Raw genomic sequence first — 13,406 nt, 5'->3', positions numbered from 1 at the left:
GCCCGGGTGCGAGGATGGGTGCTCGGCAGAGCCGCCGGACCAGGTTCGGATCCCGGCCGACCGTGCGCCCACGCACGCGACCGCCGTCGGTCCGCACCCGCCCACCCAGACCGGGCCCCGCCCACGCGGAAGGATCTCGACAACCGTGGCTGACGCACCGACCATCCGGATTCCCGACGACATCAAGCCCACCGACGGGCGGTTCGGCTGCGGGCCGTCCAAGGTCCGTCCGGCGGCCGTCTCCGCCCTCGCCGACGCGGCGACCGGCTTCCTGGGCACCTCGCACCGGCAGAAGGCCGTCCGCGACCAGGTGGCCCGGCTGCGGCGCGGCATCGCCGAGTTCTACTCCCTCCCCGAGGGCTACGAGGTGATCCTCGGCAACGGCGGCACCACCGCGTTCTGGGAGGTCGCCACGTTCGGCCTGATCCGGGACCGGGCCCAGTTCGCCAGCTTCGGCGAGTTCGGCGCGAAGTTCGCCAAGTCGGTCCAGGCCGCGCCGTTCCTCGGCGAGCCGACCGTGCGCAAGTCGGCGCCGGGCAGCGCGCCGACGCTGGTCGCCGAGGCCGGGGTCGACGCGTACGGCCTGCCGCAGAACGAGACGTCGACCGGCGTGGCCGTGCCGATCAGCCGGGTGGCCGGGGCCGACGAGGGCTCACTGCTGCTGGTCGACGCCACCTCCGCCGCGGGCGGCCTGGCGGTCGACGTGCGCGAGACCGACGTCTACTACTTCGCCCCGCAGAAGTGCTTCGCCTCCGACGGCGGCCTCTGGCTGGCCCTGATGTCGCCGGCCGCGCTGGAGCGGGCCACCGAGATCAAGGCCTCGGGCCGGTACATCCCGGCGTTCCTCGACCTGGTCACCGCGATCGACAACTCGCGGCTGGAGCAGACGTACAACACCCCGGCCCTGGCCACCATCTTCCTGGCGGCCGAGCAGACCGACTGGATGAACTCCCAGGGCGGGCTGGACTGGGCCGCCAAGCGCACCGCCGAGAGCGCCGGCATCGTGTACGGCTGGGCCGAGCGCTCGGCCGTGGCGACCCCGTTCGTCACCGACCCGGCGCTGCGCTCCAACGTGGTCGCCACCGTCGACTTCGCCGACGGGGTGGACGCGACGGCGATCGCCAAGGCGCTGCGGGCCAACGGCATCGTCGACACCGAGCCGTACCGGAAGCTGGGCCGCAACCAGCTCCGCATCGCGCTCTACCCGGCGGTCGAGCCGGCCGACGTGGAGGCGCTGACCGCCTCGATCGACTACGTCGTCGAGCGGCTCTAGGCATCGTCACATCGGGTGGTCGCCGGATCACCGACGGCCACCCGATGTGATCATCCTCGCAACCCGCCCGCGACATGCGGGTGTTGGTTCCCCCACCTGGTGACGGATGGGCGTACCGTGGTGCGAGACGCCCGGGTGGCCGACTCGTGGCGTGCGGCCAGCGAAGCGGGACGGAGGCAACGCTCATGCGCCCAGTACGCTTCGTCGCCCTCTCCGAGGACGGCCAGGCGCTGGTGCTCGCCGACGAGGTCGGGCGCCTGCTCGCCCTGCCCATCGACGAGCGGATCGCCGGCGCCATGCAGGCCGAGCCGGGTGCGCCCCCGCTCGCCGTGGTGTCGAACACCGCCGACCTGGTGCCGTCGCTGTCCCCGCGCGACATCCAAGCCAAGATCCGCTCCGGCGAGTCAGCCGAGGACGTTGCCCGCATCGCGGGCGTCCCGGTCGACCGGGTGCTGCGCTACGCCGGCCCCGTGCTCCAGGAGCGGGCGATGCTCGCCCAGCACGCCCGACGCACCCGGCTCAAGGGCGCCGAGAAGCCGACCCCGCTGGCCGACGTGGTCAACGGCCGGCTGGCCCAGCACGGGATCGACACCGAGAAGATCTCCTGGGACGCGTACCGTCGCGACGACGGCACCTGGCGGATCATCGCCACCTGGCCGTCGGGCAAGGCCACCGCGCAGGCGGTGTGGGACCTGGACAAGACCCGGCAGAACGTCACCCCGCACGACGACATGGCGCAGTACCTGTGCGCCGAGCGCCCCACCCCGATCCTCGGGCAGGAGCCCGTGCCGGAGCGGGGCGGCCACGCGCTGCCCGGCCCGTCGCGCGCCGAGCCGGGCCGGGGCGGGCACGGGTTGCCCGCCGCTACCGGCGATCACGGCCGCCCGGGGCGGGACCCCATCCGCGCGGGGCGGGACGCACTGCTCGCCTCGCTGGACCGTCCACTCGGCTCGACGTCCGGACGCGGCCTGGAGCCGCGCACGCCGGCGGCGCTGGCCGGGCCCGAGGCGCCCCGGCAGCGGCCGGTCGGCGGGGGGGCTGCGGCCCTGCTCGGCGGCGGCCAGGGCTCCGCGTTCGACGACGACTCGGACGCCCCGAAGGAGATCCCGGCCGTGCCGTCGCTGGCGGTGCTCCGGCCCCGCCGCACGGGGTCCGCTGCGGCGGCGGCCGGCGGGAACGAGTCGACCGACGCCTCCGGCAAGCCCCGCAAGCGGCTGCCGAGCTGGGACGACGTCCTCTTCGGCAGCGGTCCGGCGGCCCGCGAGTCCTCCTGACCCACCCGTTTGCCGGGAGCGTGCCCGCCACGCCCCGGCAAACGGCGAGGCACTCGAAGTGCGCCCGTGGCAGGGTGGGTCGCATGGAGTACACGAATCTGGGACGCACCGGGCTCTCGGTGAGCCGGCTCTGCCTCGGCACCATGAACTTCGGGCCACAGACCAACGAGCCGGACAGCTTCGCCGTCATGGACCGGGCGCTGGAACACGGCATCAACTTCTTCGACACCGCCAACGTGTACGGCTGGCAGACCGGCGAGGGAATCACCGAGCAGATCATCGGCCGTTGGTTCGCCCAGGATGGCGGCCGGCGGGACAAGGTCGTCCTGGCCACCAAGGTCTACGGCAAGATGGGCGAGTGGCCCAACGAGCAGGGCCTGAGCGCCCGGCACATCGTCCGGGCCTGCGAGGACTCGCTGCGCCGGCTCCAGACCGACGTCATCGACCTGTACCAGATGCACCACGTCTCCCGGGTCACCCCATGGGAGGAGATCTGGCAGGCCATGGAGACCCTGGTTGCCCAGGGCAAGGTGATCTACGTCGGTTCGTCCAACTTCGCCGGTTGGCACATCGGCCAGGCTCAGGCGGCGGCCGAGCGGCGCAACTTCCTCGGCCTCGTCTCCGAGCAGTCCATCTACAATTTGCTGACCCGGCACGTCGAGTTGGAGGTGGTCCCGGCCGCCCAGCACTACGGCCTCGGCATCATCCCCTGGTCGCCGCTGCACGGCGGGCTGCTGTCCGGGGTGCTGCGCAAGATGGCCGAGGGCGGGGCCGCCCGGGGCACCAGCGGCCGGGCCGCCGAGGGCCTGGCGGAACACCGGCCGGCGATCGAGGCGTACGAGAAGTTCTGCGCGGAGCTCGGCCACGACCCGGCGGACGTGGCGCTCGGCTGGCTGCTCTCCCGGCCGGGGGTGACCGCCCCGATCATCGGGCCGCGCACCCTCGACCAGCTCGACCGGTCGCTGGGCGCGCTGGACGTGCGGCTCGACGAGGCGGCGCTGGCCCGGCTCGACGAGTTGTTCCCGCCGGTCGGCAAGGGCGGCCCGGGCCCGGAGGCGTGGGCCTGGTGACGGGTCCGTGACCAGCTGTTGAGCGGCGGTGTGCCGGCCCCGACGTGGGGGCCGGCACACCGCCGGCCTGCGGAACGGGCCTCAGAGGGGCCAGGCCGCCAGCCGGTCGTACGTCGGCCGGGGGCCCTGGTGGCTGCGGGCCAGCACCAGCTCGGCGGCCGGCCACCGCGGTCCCAGGTAGTCGTGCAGGGCCTCCCGGTCGGCGGCCACGTCGGCGCGGTCGATCCGGTCGCCGGGCCGGGCGATGGTCAGGTGCGGGCGGAACGGCTTCTCGTCGTGCGGCAGCCCGCCCCGGCTGAGCCCGATCCGGACCAGCCGGGCCAGGACGTGAAGCGCCTCGACGTCGCCGCGCACGTCCACCCAGAGCACCGTGAGTCTGCCCTCGCCGAAGCTGCCACCGCCGCCGAGCCGCAGCACCGGTGAGCCGACCCGGCCGGCCCGGAACGTCTCGGCGGCGATCCCGAGGGCGCTCTCCGCATCGACCAGCCGGCCCGCGTCCACCTCGCCGAGGAAGGCGAGGGTGAGGTGCGCGTTCGCGGGGTCGGCGAGCCGGACGTCGGTGCCGACCGCAGCCGCCCGGCCGACCCGCAGCCGGGTCACCTCGGCGGCCAGGTCGGCGACGGCCGCAGCCGGCGGGTAGACCGCGACGAACAGCCGCATCCGGTACGCCGTTCAGTGGCGCCGCTGGCGGTGCGGGGCGCGGGCGGCGGGCAGGGTCAGCCCGGCGGCGTGCAGCGCCCCCTCGACCCGGACCCGCTCGATCTCCCGGTCGACGCCGGTCAGCTCGCCCAGGTGCTCGGTGAGCCCCAGGCACCGGCAGGCCGCCCGGAGGTGCTCGTCGTACGCGTCGAGGACGGCGGCGTGCCAGATCACCGCCCGGCCGACCTGGTTGACCCGGTGACCGCCGAAGCGGCGCAGATCGGCGGCGATCTCCTGGAGGGACCGGCGGTCGGCCCGGTCGAACTCGGTCAGGTCGATGCCCCGGGTGAGCGAGTCGGCCTCGACGGCCCGGTCCAGCCGGGCGACGGTCCGGCGTTCCCGGCGGCGTTCACGCCACTCGGCGTACCCGCAGGCGACCCGGTCGATGATCTCGTCGGCGCAGAAGAGCAGCGCGAAGGCAACCGGCAGACTCGCGACAGCGGCGAACGCCAGGACGAGAAGAATCGCGCGGCCTACCTCCACGCATCGACGCTAAGCCCCCGCACGCCTGTCCGCTACCGCCTTCTTGACATCCAGGTTCATCAATTCCCCTCCCACTCGCGGGCGGAGGTCCTGCTCGCCGGGGAGGGGTGTCCGACAGGGGACCTTCCGATCACTCCGGGGAGACGACGTAGAAACGGGGCATCGGGAGAATCCGCAGGCGCAGGCGGGCACCCGAGCGGCGCAGCTGCCAGGCGAGCGCGATCAGCGCGGTGGCCAGTGAGATCAACCCACCGATCCAGATGCTCGCCCCGGCGCCGAAGGTCTCGGCGACCCAGCCGATCAGCGGTGCGCCGACCGGATTGGTGCCGAGGAAGACCAGCACCCACAGCGCCATGACCCGACCCCGGAACGCGGCGTCGGTGCCGAGCTGCACCCGCTGGTTGGCGGCCTGGGCGAAGAACACCATGAAGAACCCGGCGGGCAGCAGCAGCGTCACCACCATCCAGTACGCCGGCACGACCCCGACCAGGGTGCCGAAGACGGCACAGCCGATCGCCGCGCCCAGCACCACCCAGACCGACGGGCGGCTGCGCCGCCCGGTGCCGGCCAGCGCCCCGCCCAGCGCGCCGACGGCCAGGGCCGTGCTGAACAGGCCGAACGAGGCGGCGCCGGTGTTGAACACGGTCTTGGCCAGGGCGGCCAGGGTGAGCTGGAAGTTGAACAGGCTCATCCCGATCACCGACATCACCGCCATCGGCAGCAGCAGGTCGGGACGACGGGCGACGTACCGCAGCCCGTCGACCACCCGGGCGGAGTTCCGCTCGCCGACCGGCGGCAGGGCCTCGCGGTACAGCTCGGCGGGACGCATCCGGACCACGTTGGCCAGCGGGGCCAGCGAGCTGACCGCGGTGAACAGGAACACCGGGCCGACGTCGACGACGGCGATGGCCAGGCCGGCCACGGCCGGGCCGACGATCCGGGCCGAGTTGAACACGGCGGCGTTGAGCGACAGCGCGTTGGGCAGCAGGGATGTGCCGACCAGCTCGGAGACGAACGCCTGCCGCACCGGGGTCTCCACCGCGTTCGCGACGCCGAGCAGGGCCGCGAAGACGAAGACGTGCCAGAGTTCTACCAGGCCGGTGAACACCAGCAGGCTCATCCCGAACGCCAGCACCGTCCAGAACACGTTCGCGACGAACAGCAGCAGGCGCTTGTCGTACCGGTCGGCGAGCCGCCCGGAGATCAGGGTGAGCAGCAGCACCGGGGCGAACTGGAGCGCGGTGACGAAGCCGAGCGCGGTGGCGGAGTCGCCCGAGAGCTCGAGGACGAGCCAGTCCTGGGCTATGAACATCATCCAGACGCCGATCATCTTGATCAGCTGCCCGGACGCGAAGAGCCGGTAGTTGCGGACCTGCAATGACTGGAACATCGTGCTCAGCTTCGCCTGCACCCTGTATGCGCCTCCTCGGTCGTACGCGTCATCGACGGCGGACGGCGCGGGCGCGGTGGCGCGGTCAGGCGCGGGCGAGCTGCTGGAGGATCTCGGACGCCCTCTGCAATGTCTCCCGGTCGGACTCGGTGAGCTCGGCCAGCCGGTGGGCCAGCCACTCGTCGCGGACCCGCTCGAACTGGTCGAGCACGGCCTGCCCCCCCTCGCTCGCCGAGAGGATGACCTGCCGGCGGTCGGTCGGATGGGGGGTACGCAGCACGAGGCCGCGCTCCTCCAACTTCGCGACGATCTTGGTCATCGTCGGCGGTTGCACCCGCTCGACGTCGGCCAGTTCCCTGGGCGTCAGCGCGCCCGCCAGCCTGAGGCTGGTGAGCGCGGAGAGCTGGGTGACCGTCAGGTCGCCCACCGGGCGGGCCTGTCGGACCCGCCGGTTGAGCCGGGTAATCGCATCACGCAACTGGGGGGCCAGTTGCGCCGGTGGCACGCGCTTTGCCGTCACCGTCCGCTCCGTCACGATAGTTAGCCTAGCTAATGAAACTGGCTGACGACATGCGATATGACCATCCTCACCAGGGAGTTCATGACCGAAAGGCCGGGGTACCCGAATAGGGCACCCCGGCCCGGCCGGCCACGGTGGGTGGTCAGAGCACGACGGACTCGATCGGCCCGCGCAGGAAGTACAGCACGAAGAGCACGGCCACCCCGTACAACAGGGGGTGAACCTCCCGGAACTTCCCCTTCGCCAGCTTGACCACCACGAAGGAGATGACGCCGGCGCCGATGCCGTTGGAGATCGAGTACGTGAACGGCATCAGGGCGATGGTGAGGAACGCCGGGATGGCGATCTCGTAGTCGGTCCAGTCGATGGTCCGCACCGCGGTCATCATCAGGAAGCCGACCACCACCAGCGCCGTGGACGCCGCCTCGAACGGCACCACCAGGGACAGCGGCGCGAGGAACATCGCGAGCAGGAACAGCACGCCGGTGACCAGGTTTGCCACGCCGGTCCGCGCGCCCTCCGCGACACCGGCGGCGCTCTCGACGTACGACGTGTTGCTGGAGACGCTCGCCGCGCCACCCGCCGCCGCCGCGATCGAGTCGACCAGCAGGATCTCCTTGGCCCGCGGCGGGGTGCCCCGCTCGTCGAGCATGCTGCCCTCCTGGCCGATCGCGACCATGGTGCCCATCGTGTCGAAGAAGTCCGTGATCAGCAGCGTGAAGACGAACATCAGCGGGATCAGCCAGCCGACCCGGCTCCAGGAGTCCAGCACGTTGAAGTTGCCCAGCAGCGACAGGTCAGGGACGTCCACAATCTTCTTCGGCAGCTCCGGCACGTTCAGCGCCCAGCCGTGCGGGTTGGGCTTGCCGTTGACGAAGGACGGGCCGACGTTGGCCACGGCCTCCACGATGATCGCCATCACGGTCGAGGCGAGGATGCCGATCAGGATCGCGCCCCGGACCCGGCGGACCACCAGCACGATCGTGATCAGCAGGCCCACCACGAAGACCAACAGCGGCCAGCTGACGATCTTGCCGTTGATGCCGAGCCCGACCGGGACGGTCGTGTTCGACGCGTCCGGGACGCGGCGGACGAAGCCGGCGTCGACCAGACCGATGATGGTCAGGAAGAGGCCGATACCGACGCCGATCGCGGTCTTGAGCTGGGTGGGAACCGAGCGGAACACCGCGGTACGCAGGCCGGTGAGCACCAGGATCGCGATGAGCACACCCTCGATCACCACCAGGCCCATCGCGTCGGCCCAGGTCATCTGTGGGGCGATCTCGTACGCGACCAGCGCGTTCACGCCCAGGCCGGCGGCCAGCGCCATCGGGAACCGGCCGACGACCCCCATCAGGATGGTCATCAGGCCGGCGACCAGCGCCGTCGCGGCGGCCAGCGCGGGGATGGACAGCTTCTTGCCGTCGCCGTCGACGGCGCCGCCGAGGATCAGCGGGTTGAGCACCACGATGTAGGCCATCGTGAAGAAGGTCGCCAGACCACCTCGGACCTCGCGGCTCAGCGTCGAGCCGCGGGCGGTGATCTCAAAAAATCGGTCGAAACCGTTACGGGGGTGGGCTGGATCGGGTGCATTGCTCTTGTACGGCGGCGCAATGGCCATCTGGTCCTCGCAGGTGATCTTCCGTCTGTCGCGCGCATCGTCGCAGATCACCGGCCACCTGCAAAAGTTGGTCGCGTACGCTTGCCCCCGTGCGACAGGAGCAACCGCCGCGGCCCGAGCCGCTCGACCCGCCGATGGTGCCGTTCGCGGTCGCCGGGCTGGCGGTCTGGGCGGTGGTCGGTCTGGTGCTGCTGATCTTCTTCCGGACCTGGCTCACCGAGCATGGCCGTCAGGACTGGCTCTGGACGTGCCTGGCCGGATTCCTCTGGGGCTTTCCCGGTCTGGCGGTGATGATGCGCCACGACGCCAACCGGCGTCGCCGCCGCGCCGCAGCTCAGACCGTCCGGCCGGACGACGCCGGCCGCTGACGCCGCCCGGTCAGGGGCCGTACGGCTCGGCCGGCTCCGCCACCGAGCCCGGGGCCCAGCTCACCGACACCGGCTCGCTCACCGACATCGCCTCGACCGCGCTGTCGTCGTACACGGTGGGCAGTTCGTCGACCGGGGTGTCGGGGGTCTCGATAAGGGTCTCCGAGTGCGCGCCGCAGCCGTGGTCGGCGCTGACCACCCGGCCGTCGTCGGGAGCGTAGAAGTTGCCGCACGCACCGAAGGACTGCCGCAGCGAGCCGGCCAGCGGCAGGTAGAAGCCGCAGGTGCCGCAACGGGCCGCCGCCGGGGCGGCCGTGGAGATCGACGCGGCGGGCCCATGGTCGCCCTCGTACCAGCGCTGGGCGGTCTCGGCGCGGCCCTCCCGGGAGAGCACCCGGGGCCGGCCGAAGCCGAGCTCCCAGGCGGTCTCCTCGACGGCGGGGTCGTCGGAGAGCACGTAACCGGGGGCGAGCCGCTCGTCGTCCGGCGAGGTGGGCAGCAGGTCGCCGGGGCCGAGGTCGCCCGGCTTGAGCCGCTCCTGCCAGGGCAGCCAGCCGGGGGCGAGCAACGCGTCCGGGCCGGGCAGCAGAACCGTTTCGCAGATGGTGACGTTCCGGCTGCGCGGCACCCGGGTCACCGTTACCGCCCACCGCCAACCCCGATAACCGGACAGCAGGCACTCGAAGTAGTGGGTGACGAGCCGGTCGGCCTCGGCAACGGACTGGAGGTGGTCACCGACGACGTCGGAGGGCTCCACCTCGGTGATTGCGTCGCGGGCCACCTCGACGGCGGCGGCGCAGACCTGGTCGAGGCGGGCGGCACGGGCGGAGGCGGGCCTGGTCACTCAACCATTGTCCCCCATGCGCGGCGACGACCGACAGGCACTCCCCGGAGCGTGTTCTCCGATGGTGGTCGCGCGGGGGTGGGTCGGATGGGCGAGGATGGTGCACATGCCGTTGTTCTCCCGCTCCGAGCGGTCCCTACTCGGGCGGACCGTCGGCACCGGCATCCGCGCCGTCCGCCTGCTGCTGCGCGGATCCGCGCGCGGCGGGCGCTGGATGACCCGCCGGGCCGGCTCGGCCCGGGCCAGGGGCGCCGGCGGCGAGGTCGGCATGGTGCGCCTGTTCGACCTGCACGCGGTCTCCTGTGCGGGGGACACCCTGATCGCGATCGGGCTCGCCGGCACGATCTTCTTCGAGGTGCCGCTCGGCGAGGCGCGCAGCAAGGTGGCGCTGTACCTGCTGGTCACGATGGTGCCGTTCGCCATGCTCGCGCCGGTGGTCGGCCCGCTGCTGGACCACTTCCGGCACGGCCGGCGGTACGCGCTCGCCGCCACCATGCTCGGCCGGGCCTTCCTCGCCTGGATGATCTCCGATCACATGGGCGGCTTCGGCCTCTACCCGGCGGCCTTCGGGGTGCTCGCGCTCTCCCGGGCGTACGGGGTGGCCCGCTCTGCGGCGGTACCCCGGCTGCTGCCGGAGGGGCTCGGGCTGTCCCAGGTGGGCGCGCGGGCCAGCGTCTACGGCACCATCGCCGGCGGGCTGGTCGCCCCGATCGGGCTGGCCGCGTTCTGGTTCGGCCCGCAGTGGTCGCTCCGGGTCGCCTCGGTGATCTTCCTGGTCGGCATGGTGATCGCGCTGCGGCTGCCGCCCCGGGCGGACTCGGAGCCACCCGAGCGGGTCCCCCGCCCGCTGCGGTCGCTCGGCCGGCGGGCCGCCGGGGACCGTCCGCTGGGGCGCGGTCGACCGGCCGGCCGGCTCGTCATCGCCACCCTGGTCGGTGCGGCCCTGCCCCGCGCGGTGTACGGCTTCCTGCTGCTCTTCCTCGCGTTCGCGCTGAAGAAGGGCGACCTGACGACCGACTTCTTCGGCCGGGGCCTGAGCCCGGAGATGGCGCTCGGCCTGGTCGGCGGGGCGCTGGCCGTGGGCACCTTCCTGGCCACGGCGATCGGCACCCGGCTGCGCATTCACCGGCCCACCGCGATCCAGTCCAGCAGCATGATCATCGTGGCCGGCACGGCCGTCCTGGCCACCATCCAGTTCTCGCTGCCGATGGTGGCACTGCTCTGCCTGGTCGCCGCGCTGGCCAGCGGGGTGGCGAAACTGTCGGTCGACGCCTCCATCCAGGAACGCATCCCGGAGCGGCTGCGGGCCAGCTCGTTCGCCCACTCCGAGACGGCGCTGATGCTGGCCTTCGTGGCCGGCGGCGCCCTCGGCCTGGTCCCGCTCGACGGACGGCTCGGCATCGCCGTCGCCGCCGGGGTCGGTGTGCTCGCCGCCGCCCGGGGCGTGTACATCGCCGGGAAGCTCCGCGACGAACGGCTGATCGGCCGCCCGCTCGGCGACGACGAGCTGACCGAGGAGGCGACCACAGCCCCGCCGGACGCCGCCGACACGGCGGCGGACGTCGCCCCGATCTCACCCGCCCCGGCCCCACCCGGCCCGCCCTCACCCGACCGGTCCGCGCCCGACCGGTCCGCGCCCGACCGGGTCCGGGGCCCCGACGCCGGTCCGGCCGACGACCCGGCCCTCGCCCCGCCCGGGTACCACATCTACCGGCCCTCCTCCGCCGCCTCCGGCTCCGGCGGCCCGGGCGGGGCCGACGACGAGAGCCGCCGCGAGCCCCGGGACCCGGTGTCGTGACCGGCCTCATCGCCGCGCGGACCACCTCCGGAGGGCTGCTCGTGGTGACCGCGGTGCCGGCCGAGGCCGAGGCGGTCCGCGCCGGCCTCCCGGCCCACACTCCGAGCCGCCCAGGCTCGTCGAGGGCGGGCTCGGGGGCAGGGGCAGGGCCGCCGCCGCCAGGCCCCGCAGTCACCGTCGTGCCGGTCGGGGTGGGACCGGCCGTCGCCGGGGCCGCCACCGCCCGGCTGCTCGCGCTCGCCGAGGCCGCCGGCCGCCCGTACCGGGCCGTGATCAGCGCGGGGATCGCCGGCGGCTTCGTCGGCCGGGTGGCGGTCGGCGGCACGGTACTCGCCACCCGCAGCATCGCGGCGGACCTCGGCGCCGAGTCACCGGAGGGCTTCATCCCGGTGGACGAGCTGGGCATGCCGTCCGAGCTGCTCGGCGGCGGCAGCGTCGTGCCCGCCGACCCGGAACTGCTCGCCGCGCTGCGCGCCGCCCTGCCGTGGGCGACCGTGGGCGCGGTGCTCACCGTCAGCACGGTGACCGGCACCTCCGCCGGCACAGAGGCCCTGGCCGACCGACATCCGGACGCGGTGGCCGAGGCCATGGAGGGGTACGGGGTGGCGGTCGCCGCCGCCCAGGCCGGCCTGCCGTTCGCCGAACTGCGTACCGTTTCCAACCCGATCGGCCCGCGCGACCGGGCCTCCTGGCGGCTGCGCGAGGCGTTCGCCGCCCTCACCGCGGCCACCGCCGCACTGGTCTGAACCAGGGCCGGGCGGCCACCACCGCACTGGCCTGAACCAGGGCCGGGCCGTCAGCACGCCCACCGGGGCGGTGAGCGGTCGAGGCGAAGCGCGTAGGGCCGGCTTGCCTCCAACCGGTACCCGCAGGCCAGCAGCAGATCGACGCCACCGAAGTCGGCGACGGCGTGCGCCACGCGGAGCCCCGTTCGGTCCATCTCCACGGTGAGCGCCTCCACCAGCCGCCGCCCGATGCCGAGCCGGCGACACGCCCCGGTCACCAGGACGCCGTCCAGCACGATCTCCCGCTCCCCGGCATCGATCAGGTCGCCGTACAGCAGGCGAGGGCTGCGCTCGTGGGCCCGCAGCTCGCCGAGCACCCGGCCGTCGGGCAGCTCCGCCACGAACCGCCAGCACGTCGAGGGCAGGCCCTCGTCGGTGACCCGGCGCACCGCCACTTCGCGGCGGACCCGGTCGGCCCACCGGCGCTGGTCCCGGTAGCGGCGACTCAGCTCGTACGTCGCAGCCGGCACCGGTCGCGGGAACCGCTCCGGGGGCAGCTTGTACCACTCCGCCCACCAGGCGCCGGGCCAGTCCTTTGGGTCGTGCACCTCCCAGACGTCCAGGTGCGCCGGGTACCGCCGCCCCGCCTCGTCCCGCATCCCGTCGTGCGGCACCCCCGGCACCGCCAGCACCTCGGGCGGCCGGTCCCCGGGCCCGTCGCCGGGCCGTCCGACCAGCAGCCGGCCTCCCGCCGCCCGCACCAGACGCTCCACGGTACGTAGCCTCGGATCGGCCGCGTCCCCCGACTCGATCCGGGCAACCGTGCTCTTCGGCACGCCGGCCCTGGCCGACAGCTCCCGCTGGCTCAGGTCGGCCTGTCGGCGCAGGGCCCGAAGCACGGCCGCGACGTCGACCGCCTGATCGTCGATCTCGGTCGGCTTGCAGTCCCGCCCGCCGGTACCTGTTGAATTCTCCACGCATCGATGGTCGGCGGCGGCTGGCGAACCATCAACATCCAACCGAAACCTGTGGACAGACCTGTGGACAACAGCCCTCGGCGGTGGAAGATGGGTCTCCATCCGGCCCCTTTGGAGCTGCCCCGTTCATGCGCCCACTGGTCGACACCGGCCGACCGCCATGTCCCCCATACCGTTACGCCCCGTCCTGCACAAAGCGGCGGACCGGCGCAGAACGGCGGACCGACAAGAACGGCCGACCGGCACAGAACGGCGGACCGACAAGAGCGGCGAACCGGCGCAGAACGGCGGACTGACGCAGAACGGCAGAACGGGGAACGGCAGAACGGCAGAACGGCGGAGCGACGGCAGACTGGGCGGAAGT

At 73.2% G+C, this 13,406-nt stretch carries 13 protein-coding genes; 6 read left to right on the top strand and 7 right to left on the bottom strand.

Annotation, left to right across the window (positions count from 1 at the left end):
* Positions 1-145: 145 nt before the first annotated feature.
* The 3 genes from serC to ACH4T9_RS00265 all read left to right on the top strand — a co-directional run bounded on the left by serC (position 146) and on the right by ACH4T9_RS00265 (position 3,617).
* Entirely contained in the window at positions 146-1,273 is a 1,128-nt protein-coding gene (gene serC, locus ACH4T9_RS00275; RefSeq protein ID WP_396669044.1) for a phosphoserine transaminase, read from the top strand.
* A gap of 185 nt (positions 1,274-1,458) precedes the next feature.
* Positions 1,459-2,547 (top strand): septation protein SepH, encoded by a 1,089-nt coding sequence (sepH, locus tag ACH4T9_RS00270; protein WP_396669043.1) that lies wholly within the window; start codon positions 1,459-1,461, stop codon positions 2,545-2,547.
* A gap of 83 nt (positions 2,548-2,630) precedes the next feature.
* Positions 2,631-3,617 (top strand): aldo/keto reductase, encoded by a 987-nt coding sequence (locus ACH4T9_RS00265; protein ID WP_396669042.1) that lies wholly within the window; start codon positions 2,631-2,633, stop codon positions 3,615-3,617.
* 81 nt (positions 3,618-3,698) lie between these two features.
* On the opposite strand, the gene thpR is transcribed toward ACH4T9_RS00265, so the two are convergent.
* The 5 genes from thpR to ACH4T9_RS00240 all read right to left on the bottom strand — a co-directional run bounded on the left by thpR (position 3,699) and on the right by ACH4T9_RS00240 (position 8,330).
* Positions 3,699-4,277, bottom strand: a complete 579-nt coding sequence (thpR, locus tag ACH4T9_RS00260) for an RNA 2',3'-cyclic phosphodiesterase (protein WP_396669041.1) — start codon at positions 4,275-4,277, stop codon at positions 3,699-3,701.
* Between the two features lie 12 nt (positions 4,278-4,289).
* The gene (locus ACH4T9_RS00255; protein ID WP_396669040.1) at positions 4,290-4,799 is read right to left on the bottom strand and encodes a hypothetical protein; all 510 of its coding nucleotides are present in this window, start codon (positions 4,797-4,799) and stop codon (positions 4,290-4,292) included.
* Positions 4,800-4,929: 130 nt separating this feature from the next.
* Entirely contained in the window at positions 4,930-6,210 is a 1,281-nt protein-coding gene (locus ACH4T9_RS00250; RefSeq protein ID WP_396669039.1) for an MFS transporter, read from the bottom strand.
* A 64-nt stretch (positions 6,211-6,274) separates the two neighbouring features.
* Positions 6,275-6,724, bottom strand: a complete 450-nt coding sequence (locus ACH4T9_RS00245) for a MarR family transcriptional regulator (RefSeq protein ID WP_350884162.1) — start codon at positions 6,722-6,724, stop codon at positions 6,275-6,277.
* A gap of 127 nt (positions 6,725-6,851) precedes the next feature.
* Entirely contained in the window at positions 6,852-8,330 is a 1,479-nt protein-coding gene (locus tag ACH4T9_RS00240; protein ID WP_396669038.1) for an NCS2 family permease, read from the bottom strand.
* A gap of 89 nt (positions 8,331-8,419) precedes the next feature.
* Between ACH4T9_RS00240 and ACH4T9_RS00235 the strand changes: the two genes are divergently transcribed.
* Positions 8,420-8,698, top strand: coding sequence for a DUF2530 domain-containing protein (locus ACH4T9_RS00235; protein ID WP_396669037.1), 279 nt, complete (start codon positions 8,420-8,422; stop codon positions 8,696-8,698).
* A 10-nt stretch (positions 8,699-8,708) separates the two neighbouring features.
* Here the strand turns inward: ACH4T9_RS00235 and ACH4T9_RS00230 are convergent, their stop codons facing one another.
* A complete protein-coding gene (locus tag ACH4T9_RS00230; RefSeq protein ID WP_396669036.1) occupies positions 8,709-9,542 on the bottom strand; it encodes a DUF3027 domain-containing protein in 834 nt (277 codons plus the stop codon).
* Positions 9,543-9,648: 106 nt separating this feature from the next.
* Between ACH4T9_RS00230 and ACH4T9_RS00225 the strand changes: the two genes are divergently transcribed.
* Positions 9,649-11,340 carry an MFS transporter gene (locus tag ACH4T9_RS00225; RefSeq protein WP_396669035.1) on the top strand — a complete coding sequence of 564 codons (1,692 nt, stop codon included), beginning with the start codon at positions 9,649-9,651 and terminating at the stop codon, positions 11,338-11,340.
* Positions 11,337-12,086 carry a futalosine hydrolase gene (locus ACH4T9_RS00220; RefSeq protein WP_396669034.1) on the top strand — a complete coding sequence of 250 codons (750 nt, stop codon included), beginning with the start codon at positions 11,337-11,339 and terminating at the stop codon, positions 12,084-12,086. The genes ACH4T9_RS00225 and ACH4T9_RS00220 overlap by 4 nt, the downstream gene beginning before the upstream one ends.
* Before the next feature lie 50 nt (positions 12,087-12,136).
* Here the strand turns inward: ACH4T9_RS00220 and ACH4T9_RS00215 are convergent, their stop codons facing one another.
* Positions 12,137-13,042, bottom strand: a complete 906-nt coding sequence (locus ACH4T9_RS00215) for a GNAT family N-acetyltransferase (RefSeq protein ID WP_396669033.1) — start codon at positions 13,040-13,042, stop codon at positions 12,137-12,139.
* Positions 13,043-13,406: the final 364 nt, after the last annotated feature.

The organism is Micromonospora sp. NPDC020750, assembly GCF_044334565.1.
In the GTDB taxonomy this organism is placed as follows: Bacteria; Actinomycetota; Actinomycetes; order Mycobacteriales; family Micromonosporaceae; genus Micromonospora.
The sequence above is the reverse complement of the archived record's forward strand: the minus strand, read 5'-3'. Positions and strand labels throughout refer to the sequence as shown.